The sequence below is a fragment of the Pedobacter sp. SYSU D00535 genome (genome assembly GCF_017355855.1).
In the GTDB taxonomy this organism is placed as follows: Bacteria; Bacteroidota; Bacteroidia; order Sphingobacteriales; family Sphingobacteriaceae; genus Desertivirga.
Window position 1 is genome coordinate 144,030 of the sequence record NZ_JAFEWD010000006.1, and the last position, 20,994, is coordinate 165,023.

At 43.0% G+C, this 20,994-nt stretch carries 20 protein-coding genes; 12 read left to right on the forward strand and 8 right to left on the reverse strand.

Annotated elements, in window-relative coordinates; all coding sequences use genetic code 11:
• Nucleotides 1–15: 15 nt before the first annotated feature.
• The 6 genes from rpsM (at nucleotide 16) to J4N23_RS14110 (ending at nucleotide 3,488) form a co-directional block, all read left to right on the forward strand.
• Nucleotides 16–393 carry a 30S ribosomal protein S13 gene (rpsM, locus tag J4N23_RS14085; protein WP_207428211.1) on the forward strand — a complete coding sequence of 126 codons (378 nt, stop codon included), beginning with the start codon at nucleotides 16–18 and terminating at the stop codon, nucleotides 391–393.
• Between the two features lie 13 nt (nucleotides 394–406).
• Nucleotides 407–796, forward strand: a complete 390-nt coding sequence (gene rpsK / locus J4N23_RS14090) for a 30S ribosomal protein S11 (RefSeq protein ID WP_207428212.1) — start codon at nucleotides 407–409, stop codon at nucleotides 794–796.
• Between the two features lie 116 nt (nucleotides 797–912).
• Entirely contained in the window at nucleotides 913–1,521 is a 609-nt protein-coding gene (gene rpsD, locus J4N23_RS14095; protein ID WP_207428214.1) for a 30S ribosomal protein S4, read from the forward strand.
• Nucleotides 1,522–1,582: 61 nt separating this feature from the next.
• On the forward strand, nucleotides 1,583–2,575 hold the full coding sequence (locus J4N23_RS14100; protein ID WP_207428215.1) for a DNA-directed RNA polymerase subunit alpha: 993 nt from the start codon (nucleotides 1,583–1,585) through the stop codon (nucleotides 2,573–2,575).
• An 84-nt stretch (nucleotides 2,576–2,659) separates the two neighbouring features.
• Nucleotides 2,660–3,175 (forward strand): 50S ribosomal protein L17, encoded by a 516-nt coding sequence (gene rplQ, locus J4N23_RS14105; protein WP_207428216.1) that lies wholly within the window; start codon nucleotides 2,660–2,662, stop codon nucleotides 3,173–3,175.
• A gap of 163 nt (nucleotides 3,176–3,338) precedes the next feature.
• Entirely contained in the window at nucleotides 3,339–3,488 is a 150-nt protein-coding gene (locus J4N23_RS14110; protein WP_207428217.1) for a hypothetical protein, read from the forward strand.
• Nucleotides 3,489–3,528: 40 nt separating this feature from the next.
• On the opposite strand, the gene J4N23_RS14115 is transcribed toward J4N23_RS14110, so the two are convergent.
• The 4 genes from J4N23_RS14115 to truA all read right to left on the reverse strand — a co-directional run bounded on the left by J4N23_RS14115 (nucleotide 3,529) and on the right by truA (nucleotide 7,118).
• Nucleotides 3,529–4,428 (reverse strand): nucleotidyltransferase, encoded by a 900-nt coding sequence (locus J4N23_RS14115; protein WP_207428218.1) that lies wholly within the window; start codon nucleotides 4,426–4,428, stop codon nucleotides 3,529–3,531.
• Nucleotides 4,429–4,715: 287 nt separating this feature from the next.
• Entirely contained in the window at nucleotides 4,716–5,822 is a 1,107-nt protein-coding gene (locus J4N23_RS14120) for a M42 family metallopeptidase (protein WP_207428219.1), read from the reverse strand.
• Between the two features lie 133 nt (nucleotides 5,823–5,955).
• Complete coding sequence (locus J4N23_RS14125) at nucleotides 5,956–6,363, reverse strand: GNAT family N-acetyltransferase (protein WP_207428220.1); 408 nt, start codon at nucleotides 6,361–6,363, stop codon at nucleotides 5,956–5,958.
• Nucleotides 6,360–7,118 carry a tRNA pseudouridine(38-40) synthase TruA gene (gene truA, locus J4N23_RS14130; protein WP_207428221.1) on the reverse strand — a complete coding sequence of 253 codons (759 nt, stop codon included), beginning with the start codon at nucleotides 7,116–7,118 and terminating at the stop codon, nucleotides 6,360–6,362. Before truA ends, J4N23_RS14125 begins: the two co-directional genes overlap by 4 nt.
• A gap of 78 nt (nucleotides 7,119–7,196) precedes the next feature.
• On the opposite strand from truA, the gene J4N23_RS14135 reads away from it, so the two are divergent.
• Nucleotides 7,197–7,664, forward strand: coding sequence for a DUF4293 domain-containing protein (locus tag J4N23_RS14135; RefSeq protein ID WP_207428222.1), 468 nt, complete (start codon nucleotides 7,197–7,199; stop codon nucleotides 7,662–7,664).
• A 112-nt stretch (nucleotides 7,665–7,776) separates the two neighbouring features.
• Nucleotides 7,777–9,558 (forward strand): DEAD/DEAH box helicase, encoded by a 1,782-nt coding sequence (locus J4N23_RS14140; RefSeq protein WP_207428223.1) that lies wholly within the window; start codon nucleotides 7,777–7,779, stop codon nucleotides 9,556–9,558.
• A 71-nt stretch (nucleotides 9,559–9,629) separates the two neighbouring features.
• On the opposite strand, the gene J4N23_RS14145 is transcribed toward J4N23_RS14140, so the two are convergent.
• Both J4N23_RS14145 and J4N23_RS14150 read right to left on the reverse strand, forming a co-directional pair.
• Complete coding sequence (locus J4N23_RS14145) at nucleotides 9,630–9,905, reverse strand: hypothetical protein (RefSeq protein WP_207428224.1); 276 nt, start codon at nucleotides 9,903–9,905, stop codon at nucleotides 9,630–9,632.
• Between the two features lie 96 nt (nucleotides 9,906–10,001).
• Nucleotides 10,002–11,006, reverse strand: coding sequence for an NAD(P)H-dependent glycerol-3-phosphate dehydrogenase (locus J4N23_RS14150; protein WP_207428225.1), 1,005 nt, complete (start codon nucleotides 11,004–11,006; stop codon nucleotides 10,002–10,004).
• Nucleotides 11,007–11,158: 152 nt separating this feature from the next.
• Between J4N23_RS14150 and J4N23_RS14155 the strand changes: the two genes are divergently transcribed.
• The 3 genes from J4N23_RS14155 to J4N23_RS14165 all read left to right on the forward strand — a co-directional run bounded on the left by J4N23_RS14155 (nucleotide 11,159) and on the right by J4N23_RS14165 (nucleotide 17,477).
• Nucleotides 11,159–11,776, forward strand: a complete 618-nt coding sequence (locus tag J4N23_RS14155) for a polysaccharide deacetylase family protein (RefSeq protein WP_207428226.1) — start codon at nucleotides 11,159–11,161, stop codon at nucleotides 11,774–11,776.
• Between the two features lie 466 nt (nucleotides 11,777–12,242).
• Nucleotides 12,243–15,014, forward strand: coding sequence for a bifunctional aconitate hydratase 2/2-methylisocitrate dehydratase (locus tag J4N23_RS14160; protein WP_207428227.1), 2,772 nt, complete (start codon nucleotides 12,243–12,245; stop codon nucleotides 15,012–15,014).
• A 195-nt stretch (nucleotides 15,015–15,209) separates the two neighbouring features.
• Nucleotides 15,210–17,477 (forward strand): aconitate hydratase, encoded by a 2,268-nt coding sequence (locus J4N23_RS14165; protein ID WP_207428229.1) that lies wholly within the window; start codon nucleotides 15,210–15,212, stop codon nucleotides 17,475–17,477.
• A 287-nt stretch (nucleotides 17,478–17,764) separates the two neighbouring features.
• Here the strand turns inward: J4N23_RS14165 and sucD are convergent, their stop codons facing one another.
• Nucleotides 17,765–18,646, reverse strand: a complete 882-nt coding sequence (gene sucD / locus J4N23_RS14170) for a succinate--CoA ligase subunit alpha (RefSeq protein ID WP_207428230.1) — start codon at nucleotides 18,644–18,646, stop codon at nucleotides 17,765–17,767.
• A 60-nt stretch (nucleotides 18,647–18,706) separates the two neighbouring features.
• On the reverse strand, nucleotides 18,707–20,482 hold the full coding sequence (locus J4N23_RS14175) for an ABC transporter ATP-binding protein (RefSeq protein WP_207428231.1): 1,776 nt from the start codon (nucleotides 20,480–20,482) through the stop codon (nucleotides 18,707–18,709).
• 144 nt (nucleotides 20,483–20,626) lie between these two features.
• On the opposite strand from J4N23_RS14175, the gene J4N23_RS14180 reads away from it, so the two are divergent.
• Nucleotides 20,627–20,956, forward strand: coding sequence for a hypothetical protein (locus J4N23_RS14180; protein WP_207428232.1), 330 nt, complete (start codon nucleotides 20,627–20,629; stop codon nucleotides 20,954–20,956).
• Nucleotides 20,957–20,994 lie beyond the last annotated feature (38 nt).

Sequence of the window (20,994 nt, forward strand, 5' to 3'; positions counted from 1 at the left end):
ATCAAGAAATAATAAATGGCAAGGATAGCAGGTATTGATTTACCAAGAAACAAAAGAGGAGAGATCGGACTTACTTACATCTTCGGTGTTGGCAGAGCTACTGCTCAGGGCATATTAGACGAAGCCGGCATTGGTTATGATGTGAAAGTACAAGACTGGACCGATGATCAGTTAGCAGCCATCCGTACAATCATTAATGATCGTATTAAGGTTGAGGGTGCTTTACGTTCAGAAATTCAATTGAACATTAAGCGTTTGATGGATATCGGATGTTATCGTGGATTACGTCATCGTAAAGGCTTGCCAGTGCGTGGACAAAGAACTAAAAACAATTCACGTACACGTAAAGGAAAACGTAAAACAGTTGCTAACAAGAAAAAGGCTACTAAATAATACCCGATAAGTAATGGCTAAGACTAAAAAAGTAACCAAAAAGCGCATAGTTGTTGTTGAGCCAGTTGGGCAAGCACATATTAACGCTACTTTCAATAATATCATTGTAACTCTAACAAACAGCCAAGGTCAGGCAATTTCCTGGTCTTCTGCTGGAAAGATGGGTTTCAAGGGGTCTAAAAAGAATACACCATATGCTGCTTCTCAAGCCGCTGCAGACTGCGGTAAGGTAGCGTTTGATTTAGGTCTTCGTAAAGTTGAGGTGTTTGTAAAAGGTCCAGGTGCTGGTCGTGAGTCAGCAATCCGTACGTTACAGACAGCAGGAATTGAAGTAACTACTATCAGAGATATTACTCCACTTCCTCACAACGGTTGTCGTCCTCCTAAAAGAAGAAGAGTATAACTCTGGAAAAGATTCAAGAAGGCCAGAAGCTTTCTGATAGTTTTCAAAAAAGAAATTAAGTAATTAAAGATAAGATTCGGTAGCTATAGGTTACCAGATACTTTAAACGAACAAAAATGGCAAGATATACCGGCCCAAAAAGCAAAATTGCCCGTAAGTTCAGAGAACCAATTTTTGGTCCTGATAAGGCATTAGAAAGAAAAAATTATCCTCCAGGAATGCACGGTGCTTCGAAGCGTCGTGGAAAGCAGTCAGAATATGCTGTTCAGTTGATGGAGAAACAAAAAGTTAAATATACTTATGGAGTTTTAGAGCGTCAGTTCGAGAACTTATTCCATACTGCTTCTTCTAAAGAAGGTATCACTGGTGAGAACCTTTTGAAATTATTAGAGGCTCGTTTGGATAACACAGTATATCGTTTAGGTATTGCTCCTACCCGTTCTGCTGCTCGTCAGCTGGTAGGTCACAAGCACATTACTGTAAATGGCCAGGTTGTAAATATTCCTTCTTATTCTCTGCGCGCTGGAGATGTGATAGCAGTGAGAGAGCGTTCTAAGACTCTTGAAGCTGTATCTACTTCAGTTGCCGGCAGAAGAATAAACAAACATACATGGTTAGAGTGGGATGCTAACAGTTTAACAGGAAAATTCCTGAACTATCCTAACCGCGACGAGATTCCTGAAAACATTAAGGAAAACCTTATCGTCGAGTTATACTCTAAGTAAGATTATAAAGCTGCTCCTATCGGGGCAGCTATTACAGTTTAAAAACATTAACTGAATATAAATGGCAATATTAGCATTCCAGAAACCTGATAAAGTTATCATGCAGAAATCTACGGATTTCGACGGTACATTTGAATTTCGTCCGTTGGAGCCAGGTTTCGGTGTTACCATAGGTAATGCTTTACGTCGTATTTTGTTGTCTTCATTGGAGGGTTATGCAATTACGTCGGTGCGTATTTCAGGTGTTTCTCATGAGTTTTCTACTATCAAAGGGGTAGCAGAAGATGTTACTGAGATCATCCTAAACCTAAAACAGGTTCGCTTCAAAAAGACTGGCGAGTCAGGTGATTCAGAAAAAATATTTGTGATCATCAACGGACAAGAGCAGTTTAAAGCGGGTGACATCAGTAAGTTTTCTAATAACTTTACTGTTTTAAACCCTGACCTTGTTCTTTGTAACATGGAAACTTCAGTTACTCTTGAAGTAGAGCTGACTGTGAGCAAGGGTCGTGGGTATATTCCTGCAGAGGAGAATAAAAATGCCGATGCTCCTGTAGGTGTAATCGCGATCGATTCGATTTACACACCTATTAAAAACGTAAAATACACAATTGAGAACTATCGTGTAGAGCAAAAGACTGACTATGAGAAGTTGGTTTTAGATATTTCTACTGATGGCTCAATTCATCCTGAAGACGCGCTGAAAGAGGCAGCAAAGATCCTTATTCACCACTTCTTGTTGTTCTCTGACGAAAACATCATGTTAGAAGCACAGGCGAAAGAAGAGACTAAAGAGGTTGATGAGGAAATCTTACATATGCGTAAGATCTTGAAAACCGAGCTGGTTGATTTGGATCTGTCAGTACGTGCACTAAACTGCTTGAAAGCAGCCGATATCCGCACGCTTGCTGATCTTGTTTCTTATGACGTTGCTGACATGTTGAAGTTCAGAAACTTCGGTAAGAAGTCATTAACAGAGATTCAGGATTTGGTTAAATCAAAAGGATTGTCTTTTGGTATGAACCTTTCAAAATACAAATTAGACGAAGAATAGGCGTTGCTTATTCGAATTTAAATAAGCGACATGTTCATAATTCCCTCGTTAAGAGACGGTATGAGCATGTAAAACAACAGAAAAATGAGACACGGAAAGAAAATTAATCACTTAGGCCGTACGGATAGCCACCGTAAAGCTATGATGGCTAACATGGCCTCTTCGCTTATCCAACACAAGCGTATCACCACTACATTGGCTAAGGCAAAAGCACTACGTACTTACGTTGAGCCTTTAATTACTAAGTCAAAAAGCGATACTACTCACTCTCGTCGTATAGTATTCAGCTATCTTCAAAATAAAGAAGTTGTAGCTGAATTATTCCGCGACATTGCTGAGAAAGTAGCTAATCGCCCAGGTGGTTATACTCGTATCATCAAGTTACCTAATCGTTTAGGCGATAACGCTGAGATGGCGCTAATTGAACTTGTTGATTACAATGCTACTTATAAAGCTGACGCAACTGCTCAACCAGAGAAAAAAGCAACTCGTCGCCGTGGTTCTGGAAAAGCAAAGAAAGCTGAAGCTGCTCCAGCGGCTGCAGAAGAAGCTGCTCCGGAAGCTCCAGCTGCAGATGCTGCAGAAGATAAAGCAGAGTAATAGTTATTATTACAACGTATATAAAAAAGAGCCTTGCAATCGCAGGGCTTTTTTTGTTTCTGATGATTCTGTTGTATTCGTTCTCGGGACGCTTTAGTACTCCGACTGTAGTTTCTAACAGGTCGATTCTAGATTGTGTGATAAGAAGCATAATTACTTTACGTTGAGACGCGCTTTTAAAGCGGTTAATCAGCGGAAGAAAGGTACTGTAACAAACCCGGTAGAAGCGGATATCGGCCTGTGGATAATGCCAGTGGAGTATGAGCGGATGACGGGACAGGAGGGGTTTGGAGATGAAAGTTGGTTTACATAAAAAAGCCTGTAGCGCTGTTAAAGCTGCTACAGGTTTTTTTTTACCAAAGCTTATTTGGGTAGGTACCGTTTTCGATTAGTTCAGAAAGACTTTGCTGTACGATCGGCTTATCCTCTTTGTAAGTCACCCCAAACCATTTAGATGATGTTGGAATCACTTTGAAATTCGCCTCTCCTGTACGTACCAGCTCTTCTGCCATTAGTGGGATGAAGAACTCGGCTTTTGGGTTGTTCTCGTTTGCTTCCACAAAGCGCTTAAACATTGGTTCAGCCTGCTTGAAAATAGCTGGAGTGAATCCCCAAAAGTTCATAGAAGCGCGCGCGTCGTCATGCAAAGGAGTAGTGGTGCCATCCTCATCCTCATATACAATTACGCCGTCTTTCTCATATACTTTTGTGCGTTCGTTGATTTGTTCTAAGTTCCCTTCAGGGGACACCTTACAGATACCGCGTGAAACAGAACCGTGCTCTGATAGAGTTTTGTCTACTTGATATCCCATCAACGAGTAGTAATCGTCTCTCACTTCGGAGGTAAGGAAGTCGTGCATCTTCTGGAATGCCTCATATCCATAGAAGTCGTCAGCATTAATTACGCAGAACGGCTCATTCACTTGCTTGCCTGCCTCGAGCACTGCGTGCCCGGTTCCCCATGGTTTTTGGCGCTCGATTTGTTTATCGATACCATATTTCGACAGGTCGTAGCTTTGAAAAACGAAGTCGATTTCTACTTTACCCTCTAACTTGGGAGCGAAGATGCCTTTGAAGCTTTCCAGGAATTCCTCGCGGATTATAAATGTTACTTTACCGAATCCTGCACGAATTGCGTCGTAAATTGAGTAATCAATAATGGTTTCTCCGTTGGGACCGAAGCCATCAACTTGCTTCATGCTGCCATAACGGCTAGCCATGCCTGCTGCTAAAATAAGTAAGGTGGGTTTCATGCAGTAAAATTAAAAAACTGATTGTTAATTATTAATTATGAAAGATAAACTTAGTTATAAATAATTAACGCAGGGGATTGTTTGAAGGAATAGGTATTTTTTGTTCCAAAAATTGCCTTTTCAGTACGAGGCAACGATAGTAGAGAAATGGAAGTCCGCGCAAGGAGGAAACAGGTTGAAAAAAGCAAAAAGGCAGCGGAAGGGGAATGTCGCTGCCTTTTTATTTTTAAGAGTCCTATGGTATTAAAACGAGAGGCTCTCCTCTTTATTTCCTTGTAATGGAATTTTTATTTGATATATCGGAAGTCCTGCCCCGCCTCAATCTTCAGCAGTGATTCGTAGATAAGACGAATTACGTTATCCACATCCTCTTTATGAACCATTTCGACAGTGGTATGCATATAACGCAGCGGAAGTGAAATAAGTGCAGATACTACGCCATCATTCGAGTAGGCAAAGGCATCGGTATCGGTGCCAGTCCAGCGCGAAGAGGCCTGGCGCTGGAACGGGATCTCTGCCTGCTCTGCTGCTTGTATCAGGAGTTTGTTAAGAGCGGTATGGACGGAAGGTGCATAAGAAACAACAGGTCCTTTTCCACTAGCCAAATCCCCTTGAACCACTTTGTTGATCATGGGGGTTTGCGTATCGTGAGTCACGTCGGTAATGATAGCTACATTTGGCTTGATACGATTAGCGATCATTTCTGCTCCCCGAAGACCCACCTCTTCCTGCACCGCATTCACGATGTACAAACCGAAGGGAAGTGTTTTGTTGTTTTCTTTCAATAAACGTGCGACTTCCGCAATCATAAAGCCACCTACACGGTTATCTAATGCTCTTCCTACGTAATAGCGGTCGTTTAGTACCATAAATTCGTCCTCGTACGTGATGACGCATCCCACGTGAATGCCCAAAGCTTCAACTTCTTCTTTTGATGTACATCCGCAGTCGAGAAAAATGTTTTTAAGCGTCGGCGCTTCTTCCTTTTCCCCGTTTCTGGTATGAATCGCCGGCCAGCCAAACACTGCTTTTACAATCCCTTTATCGGTGTGGATATTTACTCGTTTTGATGGAGCAATCTGATGGTCTGATCCCCCATTTCTGACTACATAAATCAGACCGTCTTTCGTGATGTAATTTACAAACCACGAGATCTCATCAGAGTGCGCTTCAATCACTACCTTGTAATCTGCTTCAGGATTTATTACCCCCACCGCAGTTCCATAGTTGTCTACATAGTGCTCGTCTATATAGGGCTTGATATAGTCGAGCCACAGTTTTTGACCTTCCCATTCGTAGCCGGTGGGAGACGGATTGTTAATATAAGTTTCCAGAAACTTAAGCGAATCCGGAGTCACTACCGGTACGTGCTTTACTTCTTTATCTTCAGCCATAAAAAATGTTTGTATAAAGTCTAATAATTGGGAAATGTAATAATTCCTCTATCAATAAATCGAAAAAATCAAAAATGTTTCCTCTAAGTGGTATTCCTGTTCCGGCTGCTCAACTCCTAGTTCCCGCAATAAATTAAAGCAGTTTTTCCATGATGACGAAATCAAACCCATCTTTAAAAAAGGTTTTGTCAGTCATTTTAAACCCGAACTTCAGATAAAAAGCTGATGCGTTTACCCTAGCATTACACCAGATCTTTGAATAGTTTTGCTTTTGTGCATACTCGATGACATAGTTAAGAAGGCTGCTGCCATAACCTTTTCCCTGGTAATCCTGATAGGTAGCGAATTTCCGGAATTGCAAGTCAGTTCCATCACTAAATAGAGAGACAACGGAGGTCAGCGTTTCATGTTCAAACAGACCAAGGTGATAACCTTTCTCATCCTCAGGAAGCTTAATGCTCTCGAACTCCATGTCTGGATACATCACTATATGGCGCAGGGGCCACACCTCCCTAGCTTCTACAATTCTTATCGTAATCATAAGTAGGGGTATTCAATTTTGGTAAGATATAAACCGCAGGCAGGAACTGAAGTACCTGCATTTGATCGGTCTTTGCTTTCGATAATTTGGTGGATAGATTCTACCGCCGCTTTTCCCCTGCCAATCTCCACTAAAGTCCCAACAATGGCCCGCACCATATTACGAAGGAAACGATCGGCGGAAACATGAAAAATAAGACCGTCATTAGTTACAACCCACTCAGCCCTTGTGATCTTACAATTGTTGGTGAATACTTGTGTATGGGATTTACTGAAGCAGCTGAAATCCGTATACTGGAAGAGTAAGGAAGCGGCAAGGTTCATAGCGTCAGTATCCAGGTCGTCTTTCATCAACCACGAAAAGTTGTGCTTGAAGGGGTTTTTCTGATGATGAATATGATATTCATAGCTCCGCTGAGTTGCATCAAAACGGGCGTGAGCATTAGAGGCGACCCGGAAAAGGCGTTTTACTGCAATGTCAAAAGGAAGTAAGGCATTTAAACTATTTAGATATTGCGGAAAGCGTTGGTCAAGCAAGTCTTCTGCTTCAAGGTCAAAATGAGCAAAAAATTGAGAAGCATGAACACCGGTATCCGTTCTTCCGCATCCTACCGTTTCTACTTTTGCCCTGAAAAGTGTGGACAGCGCTTTGTCTAGCACTTCCTGAACTGTTACAGCGTTCGGTTGGATCTGCCAGCCGTGATAGTTGGTTCCGTTGTAAGATAGTTCCAGAAAAAGCCTTTGTTGTTGTTGCACGCTCAAAGTTAGGTATCGACAGCAAATTTTAGCAGCTGTAAAACACTTTTCTATATTTGCGATGTTTAACAAGCTATTATGATACAACGTATACAAACTGTTTGGCTATTCCTGGCATCCTTAATAATTTTCGGTTTATTCCTGTTCCCTTTTCTGCAAATATTAAATGCGTCAGGAACGCCAAAAGCCATTAAGGTTACCGGCGTGTATGAAAATATAGGTGGACAGGTAGTCCAGACCCAAGGCTTTACCGCGCTTACGATTACAACTGTGATCCTTGGTTTGATTCCCCTGGCAGCTATTGCAATGTACCGAGAGCGTAAACGCCAGATTGCTATTTGTTATATTGCGATCGTAGCTATTATTGGTTTTAGCTTTTGGATGGTTCAAACAGCGAAGTCGGTGATTGGAGATATGCAACTAGAGTTTCAGAATTATGGTATAGGAGTTATCTTACCCTCTCTGGCAATTCTCTTTGTAATTCTGGCTCTTAGAGGAATTCGCCACGACGAACGGTTGATAAAGTCTGCTGATCGGCTACGCTAATTGTCAGATCAGTGTTTTTAAAGCACAGATAGTTTAGCTGAAACTTTTATTCAAAAAATAAAGCGTACCTTTGCGCCGGCTCGGCAATACAGCCAAGCGATTTATTATTATCATGAACCCATTTAGTAACTTGGGTATCCGTCATGATATTGTTAATGCCATCTCTGATCTGGGATTTGAAAATCCCACACCAATCCAGGAACAAGCAATCCCGGTTTTACTTTCAGGCAGCAACGATTTTGTCGGATTAGCTCAAACAGGAACTGGTAAAACGGCAGCATTCGGCCTGCCTTTGTTGGAATTACTAGACTTTGAAGAAAATTATCCACAGGCACTTGTATTGTGCCCAACAAGAGAATTGTGTTTACAGATTACCAACGATCTGAAGAACTTCTCTAAGAACATCAAAAATGTAAACATTGTAGCCGTGTATGGCGGCGCAAGTATTTCTGACCAATTGCGTCAGATAAAAAGAGGGGTGCAAATTGTAGTGGCTACTCCTGGTCGTATGATTGATATCATCGGCCGTAAAGCAATCGACTTTAGTAAGGTTCAGTATGTAGTATTGGATGAAGCTGATGAGATGCTGAATATGGGTTTTCAGGAAGACATCGATCAGATTCTTTCTACCACTCCAGAAGAAAAGAAAACCTGGTTGTTTTCTGCTACGATGCCGGCTGAAGTCCGCAGGATAGCCAAAAAATACATGGAGAACCCGTTTGAATTAACGGTGGGAACCAAGAATACTGGTAACGCTAATATCGACCACGAGTACTATGTGGTGCGTGCACGCGAGAAATATGCTGCATTCAAACGTATTGTAGACTTCAACCCTGAAATTTTCGGTATCGTTTTTTGTCGTACAAAAATCGAAACACAGGAAATTGCAGAAGCCTTAATTAAAGACGGATACAATGCGGATTCGTTGCACGGCGACTTGTCTCAGCAACAGCGTGATAAGGTAATGAAGCGTTATCGTGAGCGCAGTTTACAGCTTCTTATTGCAACAGACGTAGCGGCAAGAGGTATTGACGTAAACGACGTTACGCACGTAATTAACTATTCCCTTCCTGATGAGATTGAGAACTATACCCACCGTAGCGGTCGTACTGCACGGGCTGGTAAAACCGGGGTATCTATCTCTATCATAAACTCAAAAGAGCTTGGAAAGATCCGTCAGATTGAGCGGGTGATCGGTAAGAAGTTTGTTAAAGCTGAAATTCCTAACGGCTTTGATGTGTGTGAAAAGCAGCTTTTTGCATTGATTCACAAAGTTCATAACGTGGATGTAAACGAAGAGCAGATCGAGCAGTACATTCCTCGTATTATGGATGAGTTTAAGGACTTAAGTAAAGAGGAAGTGATCAAACGCTTTGCTTCGCTTGAGTTCAACAGGTTCCTCGAATACTATAAGGATGCACCAGATTTGAACGCTCCTGCTCATGAGGAAAGAGGCGACAGATCTGACAAGTTTGCCAGAGGTGGAATGAGAAGCGATTATACCCGTTTCTTCATCAACCTTGGTTCTGTAGACGATTTCACTCGTGGAGACATGTTAGGATTTATCTGTAACAATGGAAAGATCAGCGGCAAGGCTATCGGAAAGATTGATTTGAAGGGTGTTTATACGTTCTTCGAAGTGGAGAATTCTTCAGCCGATCAGATACAACAGAACTTTAAAGATGTTGATTTCAACGGTAGAAGTGTTCGGGTTGAGCTAGCAGGTGACCGCGATGGTGGTGGCCGCAGCGGAGGAAGCCGTGAAAGAAGCGGAGGAAGACGCGACGGCAACCGTGGCGGAGGATTTCGGGACTTTTCGGGAAAACGTCGTGAAGAGCGTAGCGGAAGCTCCAGAAGTGGAAATGGAAGCGGCGAACGCCGGAAGCGCTGGTAACCGATCTTACGAACTATACAAAAAATGCCCCGGAACTTCCGGGGCATTTTTGTTTATGGTGTTCAGTATAACTAATCATTATCGAGGTACACTCTCTTTCCGGTTTCGTCCTCGTAGAACTGACGATCATACATGTCAAGATATACCGCCTCCCCGTGAGGTCCATGCACATTACCCAGCAAACGGTCTTTCAACTGGTTCCCGTACTGGGATAATCGGCCTCCAAGATTTCTGGCTGAACTCATTAGTCCGTCTGAAACTCTTGTTCCGTCCTTTCTTCTATAAGCTAAAATGGCTGTTGCCGCAGCTGCTCCGGCAACTAAACCTAATATCGTTACTTTCTTCATAAGCTGATCTTTTTGCTTCTGGTGTAAAGCTCTTAGGAACAGAGTATTTACATCCTTCAATTAATAACAAGATCACTGGAAGGAAGTTTTCGCAAATTAAGATAGCTGTTCAGAGAGGAGGCGCATTTCGATATGCGGAGAATGCTTCTCATACAGAATGGCGTATACGGCTCTGCAAATTGGCATGTGCACCTTGTAATTCTTGTTGATTTGATGCAGGCTGTTCACGGCATAGTAGCCTTCTGCAATCATGTTCATTTCCAACTGCGCAGACTTCACAGTGTAACCCTTTCCAATCATGTTTCCAAAGGTCCGGTTTCTACTAAACTGCGAGTAAGCTGTCACCAGTAAATCCCCGAGATAAGCAGATTCTTTAATGTCTCGGTCGATAGGATGGACGGCAGCGACAAAGGCTTCGATTTCCCGAATTGCATTTGAGATAAGAACAGCCTGAAAATTGTCGCCGTAGCCTACGCCGTGACAGATTCCGCTGGCTACCGCGTAAATGTTTTTCAGTACCGCTCCGTATTCTGTGCCATAGATGTCATCCGACACGTTGGTTTTGATATATCGGGTGCTGATAAGGTTAGCGAAGATGTCCGCTAATCCGAGGTCGGGTGACGCGATGGTCAGGTAAGAAAGTTTCTCGAGCGCCACTTCTTCTGCATGACAAGGTCCACTGATTACAATAATGTCGTCCAACGGAATGCCATACCTCACGTTCATAAATTCTCCAATGATCATATTCTCATCGGGAACGATCCCCTTTATCGCCGAAATTATTTTCTTGCCCTTGAATAAGGCCGGGTCAACCTCTTGTAAAACCCCTTTCAAGAATGCGGCCGGAACGCTCAGAAGGAGCATGTCAGCTTTTTCCAGAACAGAGGTAAGGTCGTTGGTGATGTTTTCAGGAGCAACCTTAATTTCAACCGAGCTGAGGTAGTTTGGGTTGTGCTTGTATCGCTGCAGGTGCTCAACCGTCTCGCTATTTCTCATCCACCAATAAATGTCTTTGGACTGGAAGTTATCGGAAAGCATTTTCACGATTGCAGTAGCCCAACTGCCTCCACCAATAACTCCTATTTTAGCTGTTTGCTCCATTAAATCGATCGGATATTAAAATATCCACAAGTTTACAAAAATTTATCAGGAGCGGATTTGCCTTATAAAGAATTACTATACTGGCTGGAAACAGGAATAATATTGATATGTTTAGCCCTAGTATTGGTCCTTTATTTTTGTGCTCTCAATATATGTACCTCGTCAAAACCCCTTTTGTTTTAAGATGGATTTACCCTTCGTTGGTTTGGAGAAAGAAAACCGAATCAAAAGTTATCTACCTCACTTTTGACGACGGGCCAATTCCTGAAGTGACGCCGTTTGTGCTCGAGGCCTTGGAAAAGTATCAGGCAAAGGCCACCTTTTTTTGTATCGGCGACAATATTCGCAAACATCCTGAAGTGTTTCAGGCGGTTATAGATGGAGGTCATTTGATTGGAAATCACACCTTCAATCATCTCCGGGGCTGGGATACAGATGATGATGTGTACCTGGAGAATTTTCAACGTTGCCAGGAGCTTGTACAAACTAATTACTTTCGCCCACCCTATGGTAGAATAAAAAAAAGTCAGGTTTCTAAACTGCAGGAGGAGCAGCCAGGGATAAAGATCATCATGTGGGATGTTTTAAGCGGGGATTTTGACGTCAATCTCTCTCCGGAAAAATGCCTTAAAAATGTTCTTAAACATGCCTGCCCGGGATCAATTATTGTTTTTCACGATAGTATCAAAGCTTTTGAGCGCCTCGAATATGTACTTCCAAGGGCATTGGCTGTCTGGCACAAGCTCGGGTATCGGTTTGAGACACTTTAGATAAAAAATAGAGCTGAGCGCTCGGTGTTTCGGGTTAAAATTGTCCAAAATAAAAAATGACATTACTCTATGTCTGCGCATTTAAGCTTTTTTTGTAATTTCGCCTGAACTCAGCCGTATTAGGTTGATTTTTGGAGTTTTAACAAATAAAAATCAATACTATTGGCATTTGATGTAGAAAAGGTCTAGAAAGCCAACAGTAATCTTGTTCGTCGTCAAGTAGCGGCAGGCAAAACTGGAGGTAAGCCACTGCTTTACTGATAATTCTTTATATCATCTGTGGTGAAGAAATGCCAAACAACCCACCTGAGTGTGCTTCTTATGTCGACGTGCCCCTGACCGTGTCGCAAGTCAGGATGTTTAGCTTACATAGGGCCTTTGGAGTGTGTGCAGGCATGTAAAGAAGGGTGGTCTTACTCAAGACTCGTTTTACAATAATGCTTTCAATAGTTAAAACACTTCTGTTATGAACACGTATTACGAATACATTAACGAGATCGAAGAACGGAAAAGTCAGGGACTTCATCCTAAGCCAATTGATGGTGCGGAATTACTGACTGAAATTATTGCTCAAATCAAAGACGAGAATAATTCACATCGGGAAGATTCTCTTAATTTTTTTATTTACAATACTTTACCAGGCACCACGCCGGCTGCTGCTGTAAAGGCTAAGTTTTTAAAGGAAATCATTCTTGGCCAATCTGTTGTCCAAGAGATTACTCCTGCCTTCGCATTTGAACTTTTATCACACATGAAGGGTGGACCTTCTATTCAAGTGCTACTTGACTTGGCCCTGGGGGATAATATAGAAATCGCCAAAGAGGCGGCGAACGTCCTTAAAACACAAGTTTTTCTCTATGATGCGGATACAGACCGATTGAAGGAAGCTTTCAAGAATGGCAATTCAATAGCGAAAGAAATTATTGAGAGCTACGCCCAGGCTGAATTCTTTACTAAGCTACCAGAGGTTCCTGAAGAAATTAAGGTAGTGACCTATATTGCTGGCGAGGGAGATATTTCAACCGATTTGCTTTCTCCTGGTAACCAGGCACATTCAAGATCAGACCGTGAACTTCATGGTAAATGTATGATCTCTCTGCAGGCTCAGGCGGAAATCAAGGCCTTGCAAGCATTGCATCCTGATAAGCAGGTAATGTTAATTGCCGAGAAAGGGACGATGGGCGTAGGTTCATCAAGAATGTCAGGAGTAAATAACGTAGCGCTGTGGACTGGTAAGCCCGCAAGTCCATACATTCCATTTGTAAATATTGCTCCAATTGTGGGTGGTACAAATGGTATTTCTCCAATTTTCCTTACAACTGTTGATGTTACTGGTGGTATTGGAATCGACCTTAAAAATTGGGTGAAGAAATTAGATGCCAACGGTAATATTGTTCGGGATGAAAATGGTGAGCCTGTCCTGGAACAAGTATATTCTGTTGCTTCTGGCACTGTTCTTACCATAAACACCAAGACGAAGAAACTTTATAAAGGCGACCAGGAGTTAATTGATATTTCCAGGTCGTTCACTCCGCAAAAGCTGGAATTTATAAAAGCTGGCGGATCATACGCAGTAGTATTTGGTAAAAAGCTTCAAACGTTTGCAGCGAAACTTCTTGAAATCGAAATTCCTCTTGTATATGCACCATCGAAAGAGATTTCTCACGAAGGACAAGGACTTACTGCGGTAGAAAAAATATTCAACAAAAATGCAGTGGGTACCACTTCAGGAAAAGTGTTACACGCTGGTTCGGATGTTCGTGTGCAGGTTAACATTGTCGGTTCGCAGGACACGACAGGGCTTATGACTGCTCAGGAATTGGAGTCGATGGCTGCTACAGTTATTTCTCCTATCGTTGACGGTGCCTATCAGTCGGGCTGTCACACTGCATCAGTATGGGATAAAAAGGCTCAGGCAAATATTCCAAAGCTGATGAAGTTCATGAACGACTTTGGTCTGATCACTGCTCGTGACCCGAAAGGCCAATATCATTCAATGACGGACGTTATCCACAAGGTTCTTAACGATATCACTGTAGACGAGTGGGCCATCATCATTGGAGGTGACTCTCATACAAGAATGTCTAAAGGTGTTGCTTTTGGTGCCGACTCAGGAACAGTTGCACTTGCACTAGCTACGGGTGAAGCTTCCATGCCAATCCCTGAATCAGTGAAAGTGACCTTTAAGGGTGAGATGAAGGATTACATGGATTTCCGCGATGTTGTTCACGCTACGCAGGCGCAGATGCTTCAGAAGTTCGGTGGTGAGAACGTGTTCCAGGGCAGAGTTATCGAGGTGCATATCGGAACGCTTACGGCTGACCAGGCATTCACCTTTACTGACTGGACTGCAGAGATGAAGGCTAAAGCTTCCATCTGTATTTCTGAAGATGATACCTTGATTGAATCATTAGAGATTGCCAAAGGAAGAATCCAGATCATGATCGACAAGGGCATGGACAACGAGAAACAGGTGCTGCAGGGATTGATTAATAAAGCGGATAAGAGAATTGCCGAGATTAAATCAGGAGAAAAACCGGCTCTTGCTCCGGATGCAAATGCAAAATATTACGCTGAAGTAGTTGTTGATCTTGACCTTATCGCGGAGCCGATGATTGCCGACCCAGATGTAAATAACGCTGACGTTTCTAAGCGCTATACCCACGACACCATCAGACCGCTTTCTTTTTATGGTGGAGAGAAAAAGGTAGATCTTGGATTTGTTGGCTCATGTATGGTCCACAAGGGAGATATGAAAATCCTTGCTCAAATGCTTAAGAACATAGAAGCGCAGCAAGGAAAGGTTGAATTTAAGGCTCCGCTTGTAGTTGCACCTCCAACTTATAATATCGTAGATGAATTGAAGGCAGAAGGCGACTGGGATGTGTTGCAGAAATACGCTGGCTTCGAGTTTGACGATAATGCACCAAAGTCGGCGCCGCGTACTGAGTACGAGAATATGTTGTATTTGGAGCGCCCAGGCTGTAACCTGTGCATGGGTAACCAGGAAAAAGCAGCAAAAGGAGATACGGTGATGGCGACTTCTACTCGTCTTTTCCAGGGACGTGTTGTAGAAGATGCCGAGGGTAAGAAGGGAGAATCCTTGCTTTCATCTACTCCGGTTGTGGTTCTGTCTACAATTCTTGGTAGAACTCCTACCATAGCTGAATATAAAACCGCAGTGGACGGCATTAGTCTGACTAAATTTGCTCCTCCTCATAAGCTGCTAATGAATTAGTTAGCCGGTAGACGCGTAAATAAATAGAGATATTTAGATTTGAGAAACCATCCTGCAAAACAGGATGGTTTTTTGTTTGTTCCTTTCTTCGGAAATAGGGCGGTAGTAATGCTGTTCTCATACCGTTCTATTCTGGCAAGGCAGCTTTAAAGTTTGCTCACTAGTTAATACTTTTGTTAAATATTCAAGTATCTTATGGCTTTTGATATAGAAATGATCCAAAAGGTCTACAGTAATTTAGCAGGTCGCATCGAAGCTGCTAGAAAAGCTGTAGGAAAACCTCTAACACTAACTGAAAAGATTCTTTATTCTCATTTATGGGAAGGGGACGCTACTCAGGCTTATAAGCGGGGAGCTTCGTATGTCGACTTCGCACCAGATCGTGTAGCGATGCAGGACGCGACGGCGCAGATGGCGCTTTTGCAGTTTATGCAAGCCGGACGCCCGCAGGTAGCAGTTCCTTCGACAGTGCATTGTGACCACTTGATTCAGGCGAAAGTTGGGGCGAAAGAGGATTTGGATCACGCTAACACTACTAATAAGGAAGTGTACGATTTCCTTTCGTCTGTATCTAACAAATACGGTATTGGCTTTTGGAAACCGGGGGCTGGTATCATTCACCAGGTTGTTTTGGAAAATTATGCATTTCCAGGTGGGATGATGATCGGAACTGATTCACACACTCCAAACGCAGGTGGTTTGGGTATGATCGCTATTGGTGTTGGTGGTGCTGATGCCTGTGATGTAATGGCTGGTTTTGCATGGGAGTTAAAGTTTCCTAAGCTGATCGGCGTGAAACTAACAGGTAAACTTTCAGGATGGACCGCTGCGAAAGACGTTATCCTTAAAGTTGCCGGCATCTTAACCGTTAAAGGAGGAACCGGAGCAATCGTTGAATATTTTGGTGAAGGTGCTCGTTCGCTTTCTGCAACTGGTAAAGCTACTATCTGTAATATGGGTGCCGAGATTGGTGCAACTACATCAATTTTTGGGTACGATGAGAAAGCAGAAGCATATCTTCGCGGTACTGCCAGAGAAGATATCGCAGATTTAGCTAATCAGGTAAAAGAACATTTAACAGGTGATGAGGAAGTTTACGCTAACCCTGAGCAGTATTTTGATCAGGTGATTGAAATCAACCTTTCCGAACTGGAGCCACACATCAACGGTCCTTTCACTCCGGATCTTGCATGGCCTTTGTCAAAATTCGCCACTGCAGTGAAGGAGCATAACTGGCCTGCAAAACTGGATGTGGGGCTGATTGGTTCTTGTACTAACTCTTCATATGAAGATATATCACGTGCGGCTTCCCTTGCTCAGCAGGCCGTGGATAAGAAACTAAAAGTTAAATCCGAATATACTGTTACTCCAGGATCTGAGCTGGTTCGTTACACGGTAGAGCGTGACGGCTTTCTGAATACTTTCGATCAAATAGGGGGTGTGGTATTAGCGAATGCTTGCGGCCCATGTATTGGGCAGTGGGCTCGTCACACAGATGATCCTACTCGTCCAAACTCTATCATTACTTCTTTCAACAGGAACTTTGCTAAGCGTAACGACGGTAACCCTAATACGCACGCGTTCGTAGCGTCGCCGGAGATTGTTACTGCTTTTGCGATTGCGGGAGATCTTACTTTCAACCCATTAACAGATACGCTAATCAACGAAAATGGCGAAGCTGTAAAATTGGATGAACCACAAGGTTTAGAAGGACCAACCAGAGGTTACGCTGTTGAAGATGCAGGATATCAGGCGCCGGCAGAAGATGGAAGCAAGGTACAAGTACTTGTAGATCCACAATCAAGCCGCCTTCAGTTATTAGATGCTTTTCCGGCCTGGGAAGGAACTGATCTTCACGGATTACGTCTTTTAATTAAAGCGAAAGGTAAGTGTACTACAGACCACATCTCTATGGCTGGTCCATGGTTAAAGTTCCGCGGTCACTTGGATAACATCTCTAATAACATGCTTATCGGAGCTGTTAACTTCTTCAATGATAAGACGGATAATGTTAAGAATCAATTAACCGGCGAATATGGTCCTGTTCCAGCTACCCAAAGAGCTTATAAAGCTGCTGGTATCGGAACGGTTGTAGTTGGTGATGAGAATTACGGTGAAGGTTCGTCCCGTGAGCATGCAGCAATGGAACCTCGTCATTTAGGTGTTAGAGTGATACTCGTCAAGTCTTTTGCTCGTATCCATGAAACAAACCTCAAAAAGCAAGGGATGCTGGCGATCACTTTTGCTGATCCTGCAGACTACAACAAGGTTCAGGAGGATGATACAATTGACGTAAAAGGACTAACAGACTTTGCTCCCGGCAAACAATTGACAGTGGTCCTTCACCATGCGGACGGTTCTCAGGATTCCTTCCAGGTGAATCATACGTACAATGAGCAACAGATCGAGTGGTTTAAAGCAGGGGCTGCTTTAAATATTATCAGGATGAAGCAACAAGCCTAATCAGCTTTAGTAGATATAGCCCCGCCTGAGAACCAGGCGGGGCTATTTATTTAATGACTGTTCGAGTCTGATGGTCATAGTTGAGTTAAAAGAGGAATGAGTGTCACGACTTGAAGCTGAGATAAACGTCCTTGGAAAGGGCGATTCGGTTTCGGCCCTGATGCTAATGCCTCCGCCAGCTTGTAAGCAAAAAGAAAGCGGGCTTTCAGAGACAGAGACGGAAATAGAAGGTAATAAAAAATCCCGACCTTCTTAAAGATCGGGATTTTTTATTTGAATGGGGAAGACTAGGCAGTTACTTTAGCCAGCTCTTCAGCCATTGCCGCTCCGATTTCAGCAGGAGACTCTACTACACGAATGCCACATTCGCGCATGATCCGCATTTTAGCAGCTGCTGTGTCGTCGGCTCCACCAACGATCGCACCAGCATGACCCATACGACGTCCCGGAGGCGCTGTTTGTCCTGCGATGAATCCAACTACCGGCTTTGTTCCGTTTTCTTTAATCCAACGAGCAGCTTCTGCTTCCATGCCACCACCAATCTCGCCGATCATGATGATACCTGCAGTTTCAGGATCGTTCATTAACAATTTTACAGCTTCAACAGTTGGTGTTCCAATGATAGGGTCTCCACCGATACCGATAGCGGTAGTGATACCTAAGCCTGCTTTTACCACCTGATCAACAGCTTCGTAAGTTAGGGTTCCTGATTTAGAAACTACGCCAACGTTACCTTTCCTGAAAATGAAGCCAGGCATGATGCCAATCTTTGCTTCGTCAGCAGTGATAATACCAGGACAGTTAGGGCCAATCAGGCGGCAGTCTTTATCCTGAATATATTCTTTAACCTGAATCATATCCTTAGTTGGGATACCTTCAGTGATACAAACAATAACTTTGATACCAGCTTCTGCAGCTTCCATGATTGCATCGGCAGCAAATGCAGGAGGTACGAATATGATAGATACGTCAGCACCAGTTTGCTCAACGGCGTCCTTCACAGTGTTGAATACAGGTCTATCAAGGTGAGTTTGCCCGCCTTTTCCTGGAGTTACTCCACCAACTACCTGAGTTCCATACTCAATCATCTGAGAGGCATGATAAGTACCTTCATTGCCGGTAAAGCCTTGAACTATAACTTTTGAATCTTTGTTTACTAATACACTCATTGGTCGGATTTTAAGTTCTGCAAAACTAAGAGAATAGGGGAAAAAGCCAAACTGTTTTGTCTATGTAGCCGAAGTTTTTTCAATGCCGGCTGAATTAAACTGCAAATCGTACAGCCTTTTGTAGTAGCCGTTCAATTTAAGTAATTCCTGATGCGATCCGGCCTCTTTAATTTCGCCTTTGTCCAGCACAATAATCTTGTCGGCGTTTTGGATGGTGGAAAGCCGGTGGGCAATGACAATGGAGGTTCGACCCTGCATCAATTTCGTAATTGCTTTTTGGATCAAAATCTCCGTTTCAGTATCAACCGAAGAGGTAGCCTCGTCAAGCACGAGAATGGTCGGATTGTATACGAGTGCCCGAATGAAGGAAATCAGCTGCGCCTGGCCCGAGGAAAGGGTAGAGCCGCGCTCCATCACGTCATATTCATACCCGCCTGGTAACCGCTCTATAAATTCGTGCGCACCTACTTCTTTGGCGGCCGCTACCAGTTGTTCGCGCTTTATTTCTGGATTGTTGAGTGATATATTGTTGCCGATAGAATCAGAAAATAAAAATACATCCTGAATCACCGTAGCTATTCTGGAGCGGAGGAAGGCAAGGTCGTACTCCTGGATATCCTTGCCGTCGATTGTTACGCTTCCCTTGCCAATGGCATAAAATCTGTTGAGGATATTGATAACTGAGGACTTTCCTGCACCAGTCGCTCCAACAAGGGCGAGGGTTTCTCCAGCTTTTATTTCAAAGTTAATACCTTTCAGTACCCAGTTATCTTCGTTATACGCAAACCACACATTCTCAAACCGTATGTGGCCTTTTAACCGCTCAGGCTTTAGAAATCCGGTATTTTCTTCTTCTTCCTTCGTGTCTAAAACTGCAAAAATACGCTCAGCTCCAACCATGCCCATCTGCAGCGTATTGAATTTATCCGCCAGCTCGCGGATGGGTCGGAACATCATATTGATGTACATGATAAAGGCGACAACAACACCTGGCGTTACCTGATGTTGAATAATTAGCTTTGACCCATACCATACCAGTAATCCCAGGGATAAGGCGGAAATAATTTCGACAACAGGAAAAAAAATTGAATAATGCCAGTTTGATCTAATATTTGCGTCCCGATGCTTACGATTAATTTCTTCGAATTTTTGCATCTCCTGGTTCTCTCGGGCAAAGTATTTAATGATGCTCATGCCACTTATGTGCTCCTGGAGAAAAGTATTGAGATGTCCCACCTGGGTTCGCACTTCCTGAAAGGCTGATTTTATTGCCTCCTTAAATACGTATGTGGCAAGCATCAGAAGCGGCATAGGAAGTAACACGACCAGCGTTAATTCCCAGTCTATGTATAACATCACGCCGAGCAGCACCGCCAACTGCAGGATATCACCGATGATGACGATGAGCCCTTCGGAAAATATATTCGCAATCGTTTCGAGATCGGAAACTGTTCGGGTGATTAATTGTCCTATAGGAGTTCGGTCGAAGTATTTAAGCCGCAGCCTGGTAAGGTGGTTAAATACATCAATCCGAAGATCGCGAATGGTGGACTGCCCTAAAAAGTTGGTAAGATAGGTGTGGTAGTATTGTACCCCGGTTTGTACAAGCAATAAAATAACCATCACTGCCACCATCAAAGTAAGTCCATTGCGGTCGCCTCCTAGAATATGTTTATCTAACGTATATTCTATTAAAATCGGCCTTAGCGGAGCAAGTACTGCAAGGGCAATTGTTAAAAAGATTGACCATTTAAACGTTGCCTTGTAGGGCTTAACATAATGAAAGATTCTTTTTAACAGATTAATATCGTAAGCTTTTCCTGCTACTTTCGCCATTTTAGTTTGAAAGGATCAAAATTATAATATAATTTTAAAGCCTTGGTTTGGAAAAGATAGGAATTGACTGCAAACTGTAAAAAGAATGATATAGAGTGAATGCTCTTTCAAATTAATTAACTTTGTGTTAGGTCTCCGACTGTTATGAAAAAAGAAGCTGCTAGCCATATACTCAGCATAGTATTTCTTTCTGTCTTCTTTGTGAAGATGGTCATTTCGGTCGCACCAATAGTTATCGCGCATTTTGATAGGGAATCTGCAAATGCGGTAATTATGCAGCTAGAAATTGAGCATAGCCCAAAGGCGAGCGATAGTAAGGAAGTTTCAGTCAAAGAGTATTTTACTAATGCGGCCCATGTGCTGTTTTCTCCCAGTCTCACCTTTATTTTAAAAGCCGAGGATATCTCTTCCGATCACAAAAAGCACATTCAATCCTTTTATCCGTCGGTTCCCACGCCCCCTCCTAACGTTTAATTAACTTTTTCATGTGTTCTCAGCTGCCTATTTTATTG